This is a genomic window from Rouxiella sp. Mn2063, from assembly GCF_049319665.1.
GTDB lineage: Bacteria > Pseudomonadota > Gammaproteobacteria > Enterobacterales > Enterobacteriaceae > JBMOUD01.
This window is the reverse complement of the sequence record NZ_JBMOUD010000002.1, coordinates 230,118-248,247: the sequence shown is the minus strand read 5'-3', so window position 1 is coordinate 248,247 and position 18,130 is coordinate 230,118. Positions and strand designations below refer to the sequence as shown.

Below are 18,130 nucleotides of genomic sequence, written 5' to 3'. Positions count from 1 at the left end.
CCCATGTTTACCGACATCATGCGTTATATCCTGGACCTCGGTCCGACTGTCATGCTGCCCTTAGTTATTATCATTTTCTCGGTAATACTGGGGATGAAAATTGGCGATTCCTTTAAAGCTGGCCTGCATATTGGCATCGGTTTTGTTGGGATCGGGTTGGTTATCGGTCTGATGCTAGAGTCGATTGGCCCGGCAGCCAAAGCAATGGCGGAACATTTTAAAATCGGTCTACAGGTGGTCGATATTGGCTGGCCCGGCTCATCACCAATGACATGGGCTTCACAAATCGCCTTGGTGGCCATTCCGGTCGCCATTGGGGTCAACATTCTGATGTTGGTGACACGCATGACTCGCGTGGTGAATGTCGATATTTGGAACATCTGGCATATGACGTTCACCGGTGCCATGTTACATATCGCCACTGGTTCTTACTGGCTGGGTATTATGGGCGTGGTGGTCCATGCCGCCTTTGTTTACAAGCTGGGTGACTGGTTTGCCAAAGATACCCGCGACTTTTTCAATCTTGAAGGCATCGCCATTCCACACGGCACCTCGGCCTATCTTGGGCCAATCGCCGTGCTGGTTGATACCATCATTGAGAAAATCCCCGGCCTGCGTAACATCCACTTCAGCGCTGACGACGTACAAAAACGCTTCGGGCCTTTTGGCGAGCCGGTGACCGTCGGGTTTGTTATGGGCTTAATCATCGGCTATCTCGCCGGTTATGACGCCAAAAATATGCTGCAACTGGCAGTGAAAACAGCGGCGGTGATGTTACTGATGCCACGCGTGATTAAACCAATTATGGATGGATTGACCCCGATTGCCCGCCATGCAAGAACGCGTTTACAGGCAAAATTCGGCGGGCAAGAATTCTTGATTGGTCTGGACCCCGCGCTACTGCTGGGCCACACTGCGGTGGTTTCTGCCAGCCTTATTTTTATCCCACTAACCATACTTATCGCCGTTATTGTGCCGGGGAACCAGGTACTGCCTTTTGGCGATCTGGCAACGATCGGCTTCTTTGTCGCCATCGCCGTGGCCGTACACCAAGGGAATCTCTTCCGCACATTGATCTCTGGCGCCATCATCATGGCTATTACGCTATGGATTGCGACCCAGACCATCGGATTACAAACCCAGCTGGCCGCCAATGCCGGTGCGCTGAAAGCGGGCAGCCAGGTTGCATCCATGGATCAGGGCGGCTCACCTATCACATATCTACTGATTCAACTTTGTACCTGGCAAAACCTTAGCGGTTTAGCCGTCATTGGCGTGGTTTATGCCGTCGGTGTCTTTCTGACATGGCGCCGCGCAAAAGGCTTTATCCAGGCAGAAAAACACGCCGCCGCATCGAACGAATCTAGCGCTATCTAACCTAGCTAACGGGGGATAACAAGCCCCCGTTATGGAGCTTAAAATGAAATCAGTTGTGGTTCACGCTGACGGGAAAGTGTTGGTCGAAGAAAGACCAGTACCAACCGTGCAGCACCCGGATGATGTATTAGTACGGATTGCTTATTCAGGATTGTGTGGCTCAGATATCCCGCGCATTTTTGCTCAGGGCGCGCATTTTTATCCGATCACTCTCGGCCATGAGTTCAGCGCAGAAGTCGTCGAATATGGTGAGAATGTCCGAGATTTAACCGCCGGAGACGCGGTAGTTTGCGTACCGTTACAGCCCTGTTTTGCCTGTGAAGAGTGCCAGCGCCATGCCTTCTCACAATGTAAGCATTATCAGTTTATTGGCTCGCGCAGCGACGGCGGCAATACAGAATACCTTGTCGTACCGCGCAGCAATCTGTTCAAACTGCCAGCAGGCTCATCGCTATTACAAGGGGCATTTCTAGAACCTATTACCGTCGGTCTGCACGCTTTGAAGCTGGCCGGAGGATGTGCGGGTAAAGAGGTGATTGTGATTGGTGCAGGGACCATCGGCCAGCTCGCAATCCAGTGCGCGAGAGCCCTGGGAGCCAAGGCGGTAACGGCTATCGATATCAACCCACAGCGCTTAGCACTTGCACAGCAGACCGGCGCCTCATTTGTTTATAACAGTAGCGAAATGAGTGCAGAAGACATTGCCACTCAGCTAGCACCACGCCGCTTTGATCAGTTAATTCTGGAAACCGCCGGTACGCCGCAAACCGTTGCGCTGGCGTTAGATATTGCCGGCCCTCATGCACAGGTTGCACTGGTCGGCACCCTGCATAAAGACCTGCAACTTTCAGCAAAAACCTTCGGCTTTATTTTGCGCAAAGAGCTGAAAATTCTGGGCAGTTGGATGAATTACTCCGCGCCTTGGCCGGGCAGCGAATGGCAGCAGGCGATTGATTTATGCGAGCAGCTGCAATTAGAACCGCTGATTGCCACCATGGGGAATGCGCAGCATTTCGCCGATAGCGTTAACGCGCTGGCCGGGAAACCGATGGCGGGTAAAATTCTACTCAACATGACGGAGCGCTAAGCTATGTATCTGATTTCAAACCGCGAGATGCTAAATAAAGCGCAGCGTGAGGGCTACGCGGTGCCCGCCTTTAATGTGCATAACCTTGAAACTGTGCAAGTGGTTGCGGAAACTGCCGCGAAATTGAATTCACCAGTGATTATGGCGGGGACGCCGGGTACCTTCAGCTACGCAGGGCTCGATTTTTTAGTGTCGATTTGTCAGGAGGCCGCGCGACGTTATCGCCTGCCTTTCGCCCTGCATCTGGATCACCATGAAGAACTGACCGATATCGAACATAAGGTCCGTACTGGCGTGCGATCGGTGATGATTGATGCCTCGCATTTTAACTTCGAGCAGAACATCGACAAAGTGAGCCAGGTGGTGCGCCTGTGCCGACGATTTTCGGCCAGCGTTGAAGCAGAGCTGGGCCGACTCGGTGGGCAAGAAGACGATCTTGATGTCAGTGCCGCAGACAGCTTCTTTACCGATCCGCTTGCTGCCAAAGAGTTTGTACAACGTACTGGCATCGACTCGCTGGCGGTCGCCATCGGTTCTGCGCACGGTTTATATCAGGGCGAGCCAAATCTGGACTTTGAGCGCTTAGCCAAAATTCGCCAGCAGGTTGATATTCCGTTAGTACTGCATGGCGCATCTGGCATACCAGAAGCCATGATTAAACAAGCGATTGGGCTTGGCGTTTGCAAAGTTAATGTCGCCACAGATCTGAAAATCGCCTTTGCTGACGCGATAAAAGGCTATTTCGCCACTCATCCCAAAGCTAACGATCCGCGTAAATACCTCGGCCCCGGCAAGGCCGCGATGCAAAAAGTCGTTGAAGAGAAAATCCATATTTGTGGTAGCGCCGGTCAGCTTTGACGGCGGGTTATGCTACGCCTTCTCTCGCGCTGCCAATAAGCCTTTGGCAGCGCGCACAGTATTGATTAGAGTCGGAGCAATTGTTCGATATCATGCCAGGCGTAAATAATATTTGGCGAAAGCCACAACGGGCCAGAATCGGTATAGCGCCCCAACTCTTGTCCCCCCAGTGCCGAGTAGAAACGAATCGCTGGGGTATTTCCTTCCACTACACCGAGCGCCGCACCAGTAAAGCCGCTATTTTTGAGGCATAAGGCAACCTCTGCCAACAGATGACGCCCAATACCCTGCCGCGCAAACCGCCTGTCGATATACAACAATTTAATTTCAGCCATCGCACCAATTTGCGGATTGACTGATTCAGATGCCAACGTAAAACCAACCAGGTTGCCATCAAGTTCAGCCAGGAGTATCACCTGCCTACCCGATGGGTGGGCAAATTTATCCAGCCAGAAAGCCAAACGTCGTGTTTCATCTAACGCAGCAAAAGCCCCTACAGGAGCCAATTGGCGGTAGGTTTCACGCCACACTGCAACGTGCAAACGTGCGAGCTCAGCGGCATCAGACGTTTTTGCTTCTCTAACGGTCAGCGCCCCCACAGGCATCCCCTCAATGTTATCTGCTGATTTGCCATATCACGCTCCTCACCCAACGTATTTCGTCAGAAAAACTACTCTGCCACTTATCGAAGAATGACGCGGGTAACTTTTTATCGTTTAAACAGTTTATACTAGCCATCATCCTGCGCTTTTTTCTGTTCTGATAGCTCACTACCTATCGAAAAAAGTGTCTGAATATCAAAATACATCACACAAAAATCATTTAACACGATGGTTTTAAATTGAAAATTTAACATTTTCAAACACAAGAGAACCCAATGCTAAGTTACCGCCACAGCTTCCATGCAGGCAACCATGCCGACGTGCTGAAACATACCGTTCAGAGCCTGATCATTGAATCTTTGAAAGAAAAAGAGAAACCGTTCCTGTATCTGGACACTCATGCCGGAGCAGGACGCTATCAGCTGAGCGGCGAACACGCCGAGCGTACAGGGGAATATCTGGAAGGGATCGCTCGTCTGTGGCAACGCGACGATTTACCTGCCGAGCTGGCTCCTTATATGTCGGTGATCAACCACTTCAACCGCAACGAAAGCCTGCGTTATTACCCAGGTTCACCGCTGATTGCTCGCCAGCTATTGCGTGAAGACGACAAGTTACAGATGACCGAACTGCACCCGAGCGATTTCCCGCTGCTGCGCAGTGAGTTCCAGAAAGACGATCGTGCACGCGTATCTCGTGCCGATGGCTATCAGCAGTTAAAAGCACAGTTGCCGCCCCCTTCACGTCGTGGCCTGATCCTGATGGACCCGCCATACGAGCTGAAAACCGATTATCAAGATGTGGTGAAAGCGATTCAGGAAGGTTACAAGCGTTTTGCTACCGGCACTTACGCGCTGTGGTATCCGGTCGTCATGCGCCAGCAGATCAAACGTATGTTGCGTGATTTGGAAGCGACCGGCATTCGCCGTATTCTGCAAATCGAGCTGGGCGTTCGTCCAGATAGCGATCAGCGAGGCATGACTGCATCGGGCATGATTGTGATCAACCCGCCGTGGAAGCTGGAACAGCAGATGAACAATGTTCTACCTTGGTTGCTAAAAACGCTAGCACCAGAAGGCAACGGCCACCAGCTAGTGAAATGGGTCGTACCTGAGTAATAAGCGTTATTTTGCAGGTTGAGATATGCATTGAATTCTCAAACCTATCGCAGCCATTGATGCAAACTTTGCGACAATAGGCTGGCAGACGTTAAACTCTTGGGCATTAAAAGATCCGTTAAATGGATCTCATTTTTCTAAATTCACAACCTATGGAAACTCAGATGACCAAACATTACGACTATCTGGCAATTGGCGGTGGCAGTGGCGGTATTGCATCCATCAACCGAGCGGCAATGTATGGACAGAAATGTGCCATCATCGAAGCGAAAGAACTGGGTGGCACCTGCGTTAACGTCGGTTGTGTTCCGAAAAAAGTGATGTGGCACGCCGCTCAAATCTCCGAAGCTATCCGTAACTACGGCCCGGATTACGGTTTCGACACCACCGTTAACGGTTTTAACTGGAAAACGCTGGTTGCCAGTCGTACCGCTTATATCGACCGTATTCATACCTCTTACGACAACGTATTAGGTAAAAACAAAGTTGATGTGATCAAAGGCTTCGCGCGTTTTGTTGATGCGCATACCGTGGAAGTGAACGGCGAAACCATCACTGCTGACCATATTCTGATCGCCACCGGCGGTCGTCCAAGCCATCCTGATATTCCAGGGGCTGAATACGGTATCGATTCAGACGGTTTCTTCGATTTAACCGACATGCCAAAACGCGTTGCCGTCGTGGGCGCAGGTTATATCGCAGTAGAAATCGCCGGTGTAATGAACGGACTGGGTGCTGAAACACATCTGTTCGTGCGTAAACATGCACCGCTGCGTACTTTCGACCCAATGATCGTTGAAACGCTGGTTGAAGTAATGAACACCGAAGGCCCAGCGTTGCACACCGAGTCAATTCCAAAAGAAGTGGTCAAAAATGCCGACGGCAGCCTGACGCTGAAACTGGAAAACGGTAAAGAATTTGAAGTTGATAGCCTGGTATGGGCAATTGGCCGTGTGCCAGAAACTGACAACTTCAACCTGAAAGCGACCGGTGTAAAAACCAATGCTAAAGGCTATATCGAAGTTGATAAGTACCAGAACACCAGCGTGAAAGGTATCTACGCGGTAGGTGATAATACCGGTGCCGTTGAACTGACTCCCGTTGCCGTTGCCGCAGGTCGCCGCCTGTCTGAACGTTTGTTTAACAACAAACCAGACGAGCATTTGGATTACAACCTGATCCCAACCGTTGTATTCAGCCACCCGCCAATTGGTACCATCGGCCTGACCGAGACCGAAGCCAAAGAGAAATATGGCGAAGCGGAAGTGAAAATCTACAAATCGTCCTTCACAGCGATGTACACCGCCGTGACCCAGCACCGCCAGCCTTGCCGTATGAAGCTGGTTTGTGCAGGTAAAGACGAGAAGATCGTCGGTCTGCACGGTATCGGCTTCGGTATGGATGAAATCCTGCAAGGCTTCGCGGTCGCCATCAAAATGGGCGCAACCAAGAAAGACTTCGATAACACCGTCGCGATTCACCCGACTGGCGCAGAAGAGTTTGTGACCATGCGCTAAGTGCCTTGCAAGAGGCAAGGCCTCTTGCAAATAATGGCTATCAAGATATTAGGCCAGCAACTTCGGTTGCTGGCCTTTTTTATTGCGTGGCAAATCTCAAGCACATCGGTGATATACCACAGCAGACAAAAATATCGCTACAATGGTACAAATAACCGCCCATGAGATGATAAAAGTCTCGCTAATAACAAAAACATAACGGCCTAGCTGCCTTGAATAATAAATTATTCAAGGCGTTATATTTAAGAGAAATAGGATTTCATATGCCTGAACGTAACAGCGATGTAAAAATCAAAAGTACGGAAGAGATAATAAAAATGCGCGAGTCTGGGCGCTTAACCGCTGACGTGTTGCAAGCAGTACGCCCTATCATTCAACCCGGTATTACCACACTAGAGATTGATAGTTTCTGCCACGATTATATTATCCATACCCTCAAGGCTATTCCCGGCAGCTTAGGTCAATATGGCTATCCTCATACGGCGAATACCTCCGTCAATCATGTTGTTTGTCATGGTTGGCCGTCTGATAAGCCCTTAAAAAACGGTGATATTGTCAAAGTCGACCTGACCGTTAAAAAAGACGGTTATTATGGCGATAGTTGCGTGACCTTTGCCGTTGGCGACATCGAATCACATGCACAAAGACTGGTTGATATCACCCAAGAATCTTTATACAAAGCTATCGCACTGGTAAAACCCGGCGCAACGCTTGGAGATATTGGCCACGCCATCCAGCAACACGCTGAAGGGAATAACTACTCAGTGGTGGAAGAATATTGCGGCCATGGCATCGGTCAGGCAATGCATGAAGATCCGCAGGTGTTGCACTACGGTAAGCCGGGTCGCGGTTTCGTGTTGCAAGAAGGCATGACCTTCACTATCGAGCCAATGATTAATCAGGGCAAAGCGCAGGTTAAATTGCACAGCGATGGTTGGACAGTGACGACCAAAGATCGCCGTTTATCAGCCCAGTTTGAGCACACTATTTTGGTCACCGCCGACGGGTTTGACGTGCTTACGCTGCGTGAAGAAGAGCGTGAAAAGTTCGCGGCGTTTATTGCTAAAGCCTGATAATGATTAAGGGCAGATGCCTGTTAGGTTAAACCAGCCTCAACATGACATAACAAAGGCCTTTTAAAGGCCCTTGTTATGTATATCTGAACCTATCTCCGTCCTTGATGGTAATAGATAATATTAAAAAGACTCAAACACCCAGAGAGTCACGATAGAAATCTGATAATTTGGCAACGGCAGGTATGACAAACTGCTCTTTATCATACAGGTCAACATGACTGGCTCCTTCGATCCAAAATAGCTCTTTTGGCTCACCAGCTCGGGGGAATGCCTCTTCAGCCATCCATTTAGTTGCTGCTTTGGTACCGACAATGGTAAGCACGGGGCGTGGTGCGATCAGATGGATAAAACGAAAACCGTCAAAAGTCACCATCTTATCCACACTAATCCACGGCATCTGTTTCGCAGAACGAGGATGGTATCCGCGAGGGGTACAATAATACTCCCAACCTTCATAAACATATTGCCCCAACGCCCGGGCAGCGGCTTCGTCGGCAGGGAAAATCGGAAACGTTTTCGTTGCTTCGTTTCGTGCTTCATCCGTACGAGCTTTACCAGCATTGTCGAGCATCATATTAAGAACTGACGACGGTTGTTTACCGTCATAACCGACACGGAAAAATTCCCCGATGCTAATGCCACTCACTGTTGCAACGGCTTTAATTCGGTGGTCTGACGCTGTTGCGGGGATCGCATATCCACCAGAAGCACAAATCCCAAGCAATCCAATTTTTTCGGAATCAACATTATCATGCAGGCTTATGAACGAAACGGCAGCTTTTATATCCTCAATACGTTGACCAGGATCTTCAAGCCCTCTTGGTTCTCCGGCACTCTCACCGTTATAAGTAGCGTCAAAAGCAAGAGTGATAAACCCGTGCTCTGCGAGATTGCGTGCGTACAATCCAGCAGTCTGTTCTTTTACACCGCTGGCAGGGTGGCTCACAACAATAGCAGGATACTTTCCATCGCCAATGCCATCAGGGATGTATAGATCGCCGGAGAGTGACAACCCTGAACTTTCAAACGTAACAGATTGCTTTTTAATATTTATTTTCCCTAATAGTTGGGGGGATAATTGGTTTGAAGCCAATCCTTAAAAGGTAAAAAACGGATGATGCAATTAATACAGATTTGATAAATGTTCTACGCTCCACACTTAGCCCTCTTTTCTGGCTACATCGTGGAGCCTTGTCGAGTGGCTATCTGCAAGAACATTATTGAACGATAAAACTCAGTGTAGTTGATAGACAGAAACTACCCGCCTCATGCACAATCCTACCAATTATGAGTTTTCTCTCAGCTTATTAAGCTTCATTGAGGTGTTATTGATGAATACAAATAAAGCGTATTTATGGGGAGAATTAAAGGCGCTCATTCAACGCTATGTAGGGTCACATGAAGCGCAGAAGCTGCTGCCAAATGTGACATTATCGAATTACACCACTCCAACCCCTATTGTATTTAGCAGAACCTACCTTTGCTCTTCTGATTCAAGGAGTAAAACAAGTTGCTCTTGGCCAACAAACATACCGCTATTCTGCAGGGCAATATCTTATTTATCTCGTTGACCTGCCTCTCAGTTCTAATGTCATAGAGGCCAGTGAAGATGAGCCGTTACTAGGCTTAGGATTGACAATTAAGCCCGAAAGAGTTGCTGCTCTTCTGCTCGAAAGTGGATTCCCCCCAGAGAATATGACCAATCAAGGCAGTATTGCAGTCAGCGAGCTGAGCGATGATCTGCTTGATCCACTTACCCGATTATTAAGATTATTGGATAATCCAAAAGACATTCCAATTTTGGCCCCGTCGATTGAGCGTGAAATTCTCTGGCGCTTAATTAATGGTGAACAGGGAGCAATGCTCCAACAGCTTGGCATATCAAATGGCCGCATGATGCAAATTTTTCGGGCAATCAGATGGATACGTAACCACTATAAAGAAAACATCCGGATTGATACCTTAGCGCAAGAAGCTAGTATGAGTGCCACATCCTTCCATAGACATTTTTTATCGGTGACATCTCTGAGCCCAATTCAATTTCAAAAACAAGTGCGATTACAAATGGCTCGAACACTGATCGCATCATCTCTAAAAAGTGTGGCAGAGATTGGTTTTGAAGTAGGTTACGATAGTCCATCTCAGTTCAGCCGTGAATATCGGCGTTTATTTGGGCGACCTCCAAATGAAGATGGGAGATTTATCAGAGAAACCAGCGTGGCCAATGCGTCCCTTAAACAGTAGAGCATAGCTATGTTTTTATGAATAAACCCTACCGGCACAGGTAGGGTTTATTCATTTAACGTCTGGTGAGAGCCGATAGGTACGAACCGGCTCCCACGAATTACTCGCCGTCCGTCGAGCGGGTTAATACTTCCCAGCGATCGATTTCCTCACTCCAGTCCGCCAGTTTTTGGCGTACCAGCTGCAAGGCGTCGCTGCCCAACAGTAAATGAGCGGGAGGATTTGTACTGGCAATCAGCGTTAGCATGACTCGAGCAGCTTTCTGCGGGCTGCCTAACTGCTTGCCGCTTTTGGCCTCACGCGCTTGACGGATGGGATCAAACAGTGCGTCGTATTCGCTCAAGGTACGTGGGCTGCGAACCATTGAGCGCCCCGCCCAGTCGGTGCGAAATGAGCCCGGCTCAACGGCGGTGACAAAGATATTGAAAGGGGCTAGCTCCTTACTGAGCACTTCAGAGATCCCTTCCAGCGCAAACTTACTACCACAGTAATAGGCAATGCCGGGCATGGTAATAAATCCGCCCATCGAGGTGATATTCAGAATATGGCCGCTGCGACGTCGACGCATAAAAGGTAGCACCGCTTTAGTTACGGCGACGGCCCCAAAGACGTTAACGTCAAACTGACGGCGCATTTCTTCAAGCGGCGACTCTTCAAACACTCCTTCATGTCCATAGCCCGCATTGTTGACCAATACATCAATGGCACCGACGGTATCTTCGATTTCAGCAATGGTTTCGTTAATACCAGCAAAATGGGTCACATCCAGAATGCGGGCAATGGCTCGCGTTGTATGCAAGGCAGAGAAGTTGGCGGCGGCTTGAGCATTGCGTACGGTACCGATAACACAATGGCCGTCGGCCAACGCTTCTATTGCTAATGCGCGACCAAAACCGCTGCTGACACCAGTAATCAGAATATTTTTCAGTTCAGACACTGTGTTTTTAAGTGTAGACATAGCCTTCTCCAGTATGACAATGGGTAATGCCGACAGACATTTACGGCGTTCAGAATAGCCGTATCACGCTGTCATAAAGAGACCTGTTACTCGGAGAGTATTGCCTAAAACTCTGGGCGGCGTATTTTCTAGCATCGATTATTGATACTGTGTTGCCAGTCATACCGCTAGGAAAAACGCATGAGTCAGACAGTACAAAAACAGATAATTGATTTGCTAGAAAAACTGGCACCGGAAGAAGGTTATACGCTTTCTGCCCTACCGGATGTGCGTTTTCTGCGTTCAAACCGACCGCTAAAGCGCACGCCGGTTTTATATGATCCCGGCATTGTTATTGTCTGTCAGGGAACCAAACGAGGATATTTTGGCGATCGCGTTTATGTTTATGATGCTCAGCATTATCTTGCCGTGTCGTTGCCCGTGCCTTTTACTATGGAAACGGATGCCAGCACGGATGAACCCTTATTAGCAATTTATATGCATCTCGACTTTGCCGTCGCCGCCGAACTTATCCTAAAAATAGACAGCCACCAGCCACAGGTATTACCTGCACCACAAAGTATGCTATCAACGGCCATGGATGAGACGTTGAGCCAGACTGTGCTGCATTTTCTGCAAATAATGAGTCACTCGCAAGAAGCGGCAATCCTGGGCCCAGCGCTGGTGCGTGAGATTTACTATCGGGTGTTAACCAGCGAGCAAGGGGGAACAATACGCAGCGCACTGATCTTACAGGGGCAGTTTGGTCGAATTTATAAAGCGATCCGTTATATTCACAGCAACTATAAGCAGAATATAGATGTCGCCCAACTGGCAGAACACGCCAATATGAGCGTTGCCACGTTTCATAGTCATTTCAAGCTCATCACCCATACCACGCCAATGCAATATTTGAAATCGTTGCGCCTGCATCAGGCCAGATTATTGATGGTACGCAAAGATATAACGGCGGTGACGGCCTCGCTGCAAGTCGGTTATGAAAGCGCCTCCCAGTTTAGCCGTGAGTTCAAACGTTTATTTGGCCGCAGCCCGAGTGCAGAGGTCAAACGGATGAAAGCAAACTTCGCCATTCCCCCAGAACATGCGGCGGCGGCATTTGTTTCTTCGCATTAATATGCGGTGTTTTGGTGATTGCCTTACTCAGTCGATAGTATTTACTCGAAGAAAAGACGGTTGTGAAAGCTAAAGTAGCCGACAGAAACAATTGAAATGACAATACGAAACAGAGAGTAGATCTTGATGATTGCCACCCGTTTTTATTGCGGAGTAGCACCCAGCCTGGTAACACACTTCTCAATGCCGCCTAAAATAGCCTGGCTAATATTTTCCGGAAAGTCTTCCGGCAATTCAGCCCTAATCTGCGCCAATACTGCCGGTGTCTTTTCAAAAAAGTCGGTCATGATTTCCTGCATTCTCTGTTCATCAAAACCACAGTGTCTGGCTGTCGCGAGAAAGTGCCGTGGGAAGATGCGCTGCCAAAGATATTTTTTACCGCTCCTGGTCGATGCCAGGCTCATCGCTAATTTGATGTCTTTTTCTGCCAATCCTCGCCCACCGATCATTGGATAACAGGAAAGGATGTCATACAGCGGCGTAAGTCGATAGCCGCCATTCGGCTGAATAAAAATGGAGAAATTCTTCGCATGCCCGTCGCTCGCCGCAAGTAGCCAGAACAATAACTGACTTTTCATAAAGTGTTCCCGGTCTTGTTCTGCATGATCAGAACCTACGAGAATTTTCATAATATTGGCAATACCCGGACCGCCGTCACTTTCATATTTCTGTGCTGAAGAAATACCCTGTATCTGACAAAAATCTTCCTGCGGTAATCGGAGTATCCACGAACCATCAAGCGCCAAACGTCGGTCGAATCGTTCAACAGCCAGCGTTTTTACCCCAGATAAGTGCAGCATTTCGCAATCTGCAACATCCAGACCATAAGCCTTAGCCAAACGCATACAAAGCCATTCATTTTCAACACTGTCGGTGAGATCTAAAGTGTGGCTGTGACTTTGAATAGTGCCAATTGGCAATTTGAAGATATGCGTCGTCGGCGTAATCCCTAAAGGCAGTTGCCACTGGTGGTCATATTTTAATAGGGCGGTTTTTTCTTGAGCGCCCGCAATGGAAATGCGGAAATCTAGCTCAGATAATTCATCACTCGTCGGCTCGGCTTGATAACTGTTTAACACATCAATCAATTGCTGAGTACTTAATGGCCGACCATTGATCACTTTGATATTGGGTACCGCTTGTCCCTCCGGCAACAGCAACAATGCTCCGACACAATCTCGACCAATCTCAGATAACAAATCAAAAGGTTGCATCGATTTTGCGTGATATTTAGCGGCAATTCTTTCTCGAATGTTGCGATTATCAGGCAGCAAATTGTCAAAAAAATTAAAGACTTCTGCTCCTTCATACTTCTCTTTACGAAGAGGTAAAGAGAGAGAAATAGGCCGGGCATCGGCAATATCTAACCAAGATTGCGCATAAATAAAAGTATGCGCACCGTTATTCTCTTGAATCAGCGTGCCGGTAAGATAGCCATTCATATAGACCGAAAGGCGCTTCATCACCATTCTTCCTTCCATTCACTCGGTTTTTTATTTTTATCTTTTTGCTCAACATGCAGTTCTAAATTTAGTGCCGAGATAATTTTAAATAACGTATCCACCATCGTGGTATCAGGGTGATGCTCAAACTTGGACACTGTATCTTGCCTAATACCGACTCGGCTCGCGGTGGCAGACTGGGTCATTTTTTGAGATTTACGCTGATCTTTTAGGTAGATAGCTAGCTGCCTGGCAGATGTTATTTTCATATTGCCTCTTCAGCACAAGTGCAGGTTCGGTGGGGAGTTGGCACAGTGGTCAGAAAACGACCTTACCGCCCCTAACAGGTAAATGCAAGTTTAACGGCTATAACCGGTAAAATATGATTTACCTGTTATAGCCGTTAAATAAATTAAGCTTGCTGCGCCCGAATCTCTTTTAACACTGGCGCTACCGCGAAGAATGACCCACAGACCACAATAATGTCGTTTTCATCAGCATCCTGCTGTGCCGCTTGCCAACCGGCCAGGATATCTGGATAGGTGCTGGCCTGCGCAAGATATTGCGCCACATCTTCGGCTTTAGAGCTTCTTGGCCCGGCGTTAATCGCACAGCAGTACCAATTGTCTGATAACGGGGTTAAATGCCCGACCGTGCTTTTGATATCTTTATTGATCAGCATACCAATCACGAAACGGATCTTGCCCTTTTTCTCGCCGTTGCGGGTTTTAACATAGTGATTGAGTCTTTGTGCCAGATACGCCGCAGCATGAGGATTGTGTGCCGCGTCTAAAATTACCGTTGGTTTATTTTCAATAATCTGGAAGCGGCCGGGTAAATTAGCGCTCAGAATCACCTCTTTAACCGCCGCCAAATCGACATTTAATTGACTGACACGCAGTGCGGCCAGCGCGGTAGCAACGTTTTCCAATGGCATCAGCGGCATCGCTAAGTCAGCAATCGTGCCGGTAGCATCCGTAAAGGCCCAGCGATCGTCGTTAACGGTGAAGTGCCACTGCTCATCGCGGTGATGAATCTTAGCACCAATGCTGTTGGCATAATCAAACAGCGCAGCCGGTGCCTGAGACTGCCCAATCACCGCCGGTTTACCTGCGCGGAAGATACCGGCTTTAACCTGACCGATGCTTTCGATATCTTTGCCTAGCCAGTCTTCGTGGTCGAGGGCCACGTTAGTAATGACCGACAGATCCGGGTCGATAATATTGGTCGCGTCATCTCGCCCGCCCATGCCCACTTCAATAATCGCCACGTCAACCTGCGCCTGTTTCATTAACCAGAAAGCGCCCAGTGTATTGAACTCAAATGGCGTTAACGTGGTGTCCTGCCGGGCATCATTAATGGCGCTAAAAGCGGCAATATGGTCGCTATCAGCCAGCTCCTGACCTTGAATACGCACGGTTTCGGTATAATTAATCATGTGCGGTGAACTGAACACCCCCACTTTGTACCCAGAAAGTTGCAGTATTTTTTCCAGTGAATGGCAGGTGGTGCCTTTGCCATTGGTGCCGCCAACGAGAAAGACAAAAGGCGCGGGTTTTAAAATATCCAGATCGCTGGCCACAGATTTAATTCTGTTTAGGCTCATATCAATAACTTGTGAATGTAGGCTATCGATATACAACAACCACTCTTGTAGCGTTGAAACATGGGTAGGGAGGCTGATTTTTTCGCTCATATTATTTTTCTCTGGGAGGTGATGTTCAATCAAAAACCTGGTGCATGCTTATTACTGGCACTATCTTCACTCATGAGTATCTTCACACAATCTTCGTAGAATTCGCACTATGCGCGCCCTTTTTTACCGCTGACGCCCTGCACAAAATGTTTCACCAGAATCGAGGGCTCATGGCGACGGGTGGCAACCGCCAGACGTGCTAGCGGCGAAATTCCGACAATATCCAGATAACGCACGTTATGAACCTGAATTTGTGAAACCGAGGCAGGTACCAGAGAAACCCCCATTTCAGCGGCAACAAAATTGACCACCGAGGACATTTGCGGCGCGACTTGCGTACGTTTCGGTTCAAACCCTGCCGCACGACAGCAAATCATTATCTCGTCAAAAAGTGTCAGCCCGACGGCGGCTGGAAACAGAATAAATAGCTCATCTTTGAGTTGCAGCAGATTGACAGATTTTTGCTGCGCTAACGGATGGGTGGCTGGAACCACGACTTTCATGGCTTCATCGGGCAAACGGTATAATTCGATATTGTCTGGCTGATGAATTCCGGGACGCATATAAATCACATCCAGCCGATCCTCCAGCAGACTTTCCAGCAGATATAACGTGTTGTTTTCTACCAGATCCAGACGAACTTCGGGCCATTCACGCTGAAAATCGCGGATACGTGCCGCCAACAATGGATTAAATGCCGCCGAACTGGTGAATCCCAAACGCAGATTACCGGTGACACCACGCGCCGCGCGCTGGGCGGCCAATACGGCTTTCTCTGCGCTTTCTACTGCGCGATATGCCTCTTGTTGAAATGCCAGCCCCGCCGAGGTTAATTCCACCCCGTGCGATAAACGACGAAACAGCGGTGCGCCAATTCTGGCCTCCAACGCTTTGATTTGCTGACTCAGCGGTGGCTGGCTGATATTCAAACGCAGCGCGGCACGAGAGAAATTGAGTTCTTCAGCCACGGTAAGGAAGTAACGTAGATGCCGTAATTCCATGATAGTCGCAAAACCTATAATAGATGCCTGTGATATATATTGGATAGCATAGCTGAGTCTACCGACAATATCCGCAACGGTGTTAAATCAACACTTTGTTTGCCGAGGTCAAGGTTATGCAAATCAGTGAGTCTTCGCTTTCCATCCCTGAAAAACAGGGTATTTTTCCCGGCACCCGTCCTTATTGGGCCATTAGCGTCGCACTATTTATGGCAGGATTTTCTACTTTCTCCCTGCTCTATTGTGTGCAACCGCTGCTACCGGTATTTGCGCAACATTTTCAGGTCGGTGCCGCGCAAAGCTCCTTGGTGTTGTCGTTAAGTACAGCGTTCCTAGCGTTATCTATTTTCCTGGCGGGGGCGCTATCAGAAAACCTCGGTAAACGCGGGCTGATGTTTGTCTCGATGCTGCTAGCCGCCGCGCTCAATATCGCCGTGGCCTACGCTCCCAACTGGCACAGTTTGTTAGTTTTGCGCGCCGCTGAAGGCTTTGTACTCGGCGGGGTTCCGGCAGTGGCAATGGCCTATTTGGCCGAAGAAATAGACACCAGCGGGTTCGGTCTATCGATGGGGATTTACGTGGGGGGCACGGCCTTTGGCGGCATGATTGGTCGCGTCGGCATGAGCTTTCTTTACGAACAGTTTTCTTGGCAAACGGCTCTTATCACCATCGGCGTGATTGATTTAGTGGCGGCGCTGGTGTTTTTCCTGCTATTGCCGCCGGCACGTCGCGTACTCAGCCATCAAAAATTTGATCTGCGCTTTCATCTGCGTGCCTGGAAACAACATCTTGCAGATAAACGCCTGCCTTGGGTCTTTCTGATTGGCTTTGTCGCCGTTGGTGCATTTGTCACCGTCTATAACTATGCCGGATTTCGCCTGATGCAGTCGCCGTACGCGCTGTCACAGACCAAAATTGGGCTGATTTTTATGGCCTATGTCTTTGGTATCGCTGCATCTTCTCTTGCCGGTGGGCTTGCAGATCGTTTTGGCCGCAATCGGGTGTTGTTATGTGGATTGAGCATATCACTCGTCGGGTTATTACTGACATTACTGTCACCATTACTCGCCATTATTGTCGGCATTATATTGATTACCATTGGATTTTTTATGACCCATTCCGTCGCCAGCGGCCTGGTCGGGCGATTGGCCGCTGGTAATAAAGGCCATGCATCAGCGCTCTATCTGCTGGCCTATTATCTGGGTTCCAGCCTGCTCGGTTCAGCAGGCGGCAGCGTGTGGCAAAGCCACAGTTGGTCAGGCGTGGTGCTGTTTTGTCTACTCTTGCTCGCTATTGCTTTCTTCGCCGTCCACACTCTGCGTCATCAACGTGTATAAGGGGATAACAGATGAAAATAGAACGTTTGGACCATTTGGTATTAACCGTCGCCGATATCAATACTACCGTACGTTTTTATCAGCAGGTGCTAGGTTTTGACGTCGTGACGTTTAAGCAACGCCGCAAGGCGCTGGTGTTTGGTCAGCAAAAAATCAATTTACATCAACGCGGAGCAGAATTTGAGCCCAAAGCGCAGCACCCAACGCCAGGCTCAGCTGATTTATGCTTTATTTGCAGCACACCGCTGGCGGAAGTCATTGATGAACTCCGCGCACTAAGCATTGCTATTGAGGAAGGACCGGTGGAACGCACCGGTGCAGAAGGGCCAATTATGTCAGTTTATATTCGTGACCCGGATAATAATCTGCTTGAGATTGCAAACCGGCTAACGTCGTAGATGAGGCAAAAAATAAGGGTAGCAGCGGGTGAAAGGTAATGTCCTGTAAACAACAAAACAACCTGTTGCCACCCCATGCTACTCTCTTGCCACCTTTAGCGGATGCTTCTCCGGGATGATAAAACATGGAAGGGTTTGTCGGATATATTATTGAAAATCCATCGCGAGTATTTTTCTCCGTTGCCGCCATTGGCATCGCGCTGTTTGCCTCATCACTACAAGGCATTAATGCTATATTTGCCAGATTATTGGCAATTTTCGCCTCATTTTTGGCGATGATAATGTAAATTAATACCTGTTATTTTT

Annotated in this window: 18 protein-coding genes; 11 read left to right on the top strand and 7 right to left on the bottom strand. The window is 48.7% G+C overall.

The window, feature by feature from the left end; genetic code table 11:
• The first annotated feature begins 3 nt into the window (after positions 1 to 3).
• The 3 genes from ACL9RG_RS04495 to ACL9RG_RS04485 are packed head-to-tail and all read left to right on the top strand — an operon-like array spanning position 4 to position 3,322.
• Positions 4 to 1,377 (top strand): galactitol-specific PTS transporter subunit IIC, encoded by a 1,374-nt coding sequence (locus tag ACL9RG_RS04495; RefSeq protein WP_422791391.1) that lies wholly within the window; start codon positions 4 to 6, stop codon positions 1,375 to 1,377.
• Between the two features lie 43 nt (positions 1,378 to 1,420).
• Positions 1,421 to 2,464, top strand: coding sequence for a galactitol-1-phosphate 5-dehydrogenase (gene gatD / locus ACL9RG_RS04490; RefSeq protein ID WP_422791390.1), 1,044 nt, complete (start codon positions 1,421 to 1,423; stop codon positions 2,462 to 2,464).
• A 3-nt stretch (positions 2,465 to 2,467) separates the two neighbouring features.
• The gene (locus ACL9RG_RS04485) at positions 2,468 to 3,322 is read left to right on the top strand and encodes a tagatose bisphosphate family class II aldolase (RefSeq protein WP_422791389.1); all 855 of its coding nucleotides are present in this window, start codon (positions 2,468 to 2,470) and stop codon (positions 3,320 to 3,322) included.
• Positions 3,323 to 3,387: 65 nt separating this feature from the next.
• Here the strand turns inward: ACL9RG_RS04485 and ACL9RG_RS04480 are convergent, their stop codons facing one another.
• Positions 3,388 to 3,927: a GNAT family N-acetyltransferase gene (locus ACL9RG_RS04480; protein ID WP_422791388.1), complete on the bottom strand. Its 540-nt coding sequence runs from the start codon at positions 3,925 to 3,927 to the stop codon at positions 3,388 to 3,390.
• Between the two features lie 272 nt (positions 3,928 to 4,199).
• Between ACL9RG_RS04480 and ACL9RG_RS04475 the strand changes: the two genes are divergently transcribed.
• The 3 genes from ACL9RG_RS04475 (at position 4,200) to map (ending at position 7,632) form a co-directional block, all read left to right on the top strand.
• Positions 4,200 to 5,042 carry a 23S rRNA (adenine(2030)-N(6))-methyltransferase RlmJ gene (locus ACL9RG_RS04475; RefSeq protein WP_422791387.1) on the top strand — a complete coding sequence of 281 codons (843 nt, stop codon included), beginning with the start codon at positions 4,200 to 4,202 and terminating at the stop codon, positions 5,040 to 5,042.
• 164 nt (positions 5,043 to 5,206) lie between these two features.
• Positions 5,207 to 6,559, top strand: coding sequence for a glutathione-disulfide reductase (gene gorA / locus ACL9RG_RS04470; RefSeq protein WP_422791386.1), 1,353 nt, complete (start codon positions 5,207 to 5,209; stop codon positions 6,557 to 6,559).
• Positions 6,560 to 6,822: 263 nt separating this feature from the next.
• Positions 6,823 to 7,632, top strand: coding sequence for a type I methionyl aminopeptidase (gene map, locus ACL9RG_RS04465; protein WP_422791385.1), 810 nt, complete (start codon positions 6,823 to 6,825; stop codon positions 7,630 to 7,632).
• A 133-nt stretch (positions 7,633 to 7,765) separates the two neighbouring features.
• Here map and ACL9RG_RS04460 read toward each other — a convergent pair whose 3' ends face one another.
• On the bottom strand, positions 7,766 to 8,728 hold the full coding sequence (locus ACL9RG_RS04460; protein ID WP_422791384.1) for an alpha/beta hydrolase: 963 nt from the start codon (positions 8,726 to 8,728) through the stop codon (positions 7,766 to 7,768).
• Between the two features lie 344 nt (positions 8,729 to 9,072).
• On the opposite strand from ACL9RG_RS04460, the gene ACL9RG_RS04455 reads away from it, so the two are divergent.
• The gene (locus tag ACL9RG_RS04455) at positions 9,073 to 9,879 is read left to right on the top strand and encodes an AraC family transcriptional regulator N-terminal domain-containing protein (protein WP_422791589.1); all 807 of its coding nucleotides are present in this window, start codon (positions 9,073 to 9,075) and stop codon (positions 9,877 to 9,879) included.
• 100 nt (positions 9,880 to 9,979) lie between these two features.
• Here the strand turns inward: ACL9RG_RS04455 and ACL9RG_RS04450 are convergent, their stop codons facing one another.
• Positions 9,980 to 10,837, bottom strand: a complete 858-nt coding sequence (locus ACL9RG_RS04450) for an oxidoreductase (RefSeq protein WP_422791383.1) — start codon at positions 10,835 to 10,837, stop codon at positions 9,980 to 9,982.
• 180 nt (positions 10,838 to 11,017) lie between these two features.
• Here ACL9RG_RS04450 and ACL9RG_RS04445 point away from each other — a divergent pair, with 180 nt between their 5' ends.
• Positions 11,018 to 11,950 (top strand): AraC family transcriptional regulator, encoded by a 933-nt coding sequence (locus ACL9RG_RS04445; RefSeq protein ID WP_422791382.1) that lies wholly within the window; start codon positions 11,018 to 11,020, stop codon positions 11,948 to 11,950.
• A gap of 143 nt (positions 11,951 to 12,093) precedes the next feature.
• On the opposite strand, the gene ACL9RG_RS04440 is transcribed toward ACL9RG_RS04445, so the two are convergent.
• From ACL9RG_RS04440 to ACL9RG_RS04425, 4 genes are all read right to left on the bottom strand, one after another.
• Positions 12,094 to 13,413, bottom strand: coding sequence for a type II toxin-antitoxin system HipA family toxin (locus ACL9RG_RS04440; RefSeq protein ID WP_422791381.1), 1,320 nt, complete (start codon positions 13,411 to 13,413; stop codon positions 12,094 to 12,096).
• Complete coding sequence (locus ACL9RG_RS04435; RefSeq protein WP_422791380.1) at positions 13,413 to 13,661, bottom strand: helix-turn-helix domain-containing protein; 249 nt, start codon at positions 13,659 to 13,661, stop codon at positions 13,413 to 13,415. The genes ACL9RG_RS04440 and ACL9RG_RS04435 overlap by 1 nt, the downstream gene beginning before the upstream one ends.
• A 143-nt stretch (positions 13,662 to 13,804) precedes the next feature.
• Positions 13,805 to 15,088 carry a bifunctional tetrahydrofolate synthase/dihydrofolate synthase gene (gene folC / locus ACL9RG_RS04430; RefSeq protein ID WP_422791379.1) on the bottom strand — a complete coding sequence of 428 codons (1,284 nt, stop codon included), beginning with the start codon at positions 15,086 to 15,088 and terminating at the stop codon, positions 13,805 to 13,807.
• Positions 15,089 to 15,195: 107 nt separating this feature from the next.
• Complete coding sequence (locus ACL9RG_RS04425; protein WP_422791378.1) at positions 15,196 to 16,089, bottom strand: LysR family transcriptional regulator; 894 nt, start codon at positions 16,087 to 16,089, stop codon at positions 15,196 to 15,198.
• Positions 16,090 to 16,205: 116 nt separating this feature from the next.
• Here ACL9RG_RS04425 and ACL9RG_RS04420 point away from each other — a divergent pair, with 116 nt between their 5' ends.
• The 3 genes from ACL9RG_RS04420 to ACL9RG_RS04410 all read left to right on the top strand — a co-directional run bounded on the left by ACL9RG_RS04420 (position 16,206) and on the right by ACL9RG_RS04410 (position 18,111).
• Complete coding sequence (locus tag ACL9RG_RS04420) at positions 16,206 to 17,426, top strand: MFS transporter (RefSeq protein ID WP_422791377.1); 1,221 nt, start codon at positions 16,206 to 16,208, stop codon at positions 17,424 to 17,426.
• A gap of 11 nt (positions 17,427 to 17,437) precedes the next feature.
• Positions 17,438 to 17,824: a VOC family protein gene (locus tag ACL9RG_RS04415; RefSeq protein ID WP_422791376.1), complete on the top strand. Its 387-nt coding sequence runs from the start codon at positions 17,438 to 17,440 to the stop codon at positions 17,822 to 17,824.
• 125 nt (positions 17,825 to 17,949) lie between these two features.
• Positions 17,950 to 18,111 carry a hypothetical protein gene (locus tag ACL9RG_RS04410; RefSeq protein ID WP_422791375.1) on the top strand — a complete coding sequence of 54 codons (162 nt, stop codon included), beginning with the start codon at positions 17,950 to 17,952 and terminating at the stop codon, positions 18,109 to 18,111.
• Positions 18,112 to 18,130 lie beyond the last annotated feature (19 nt).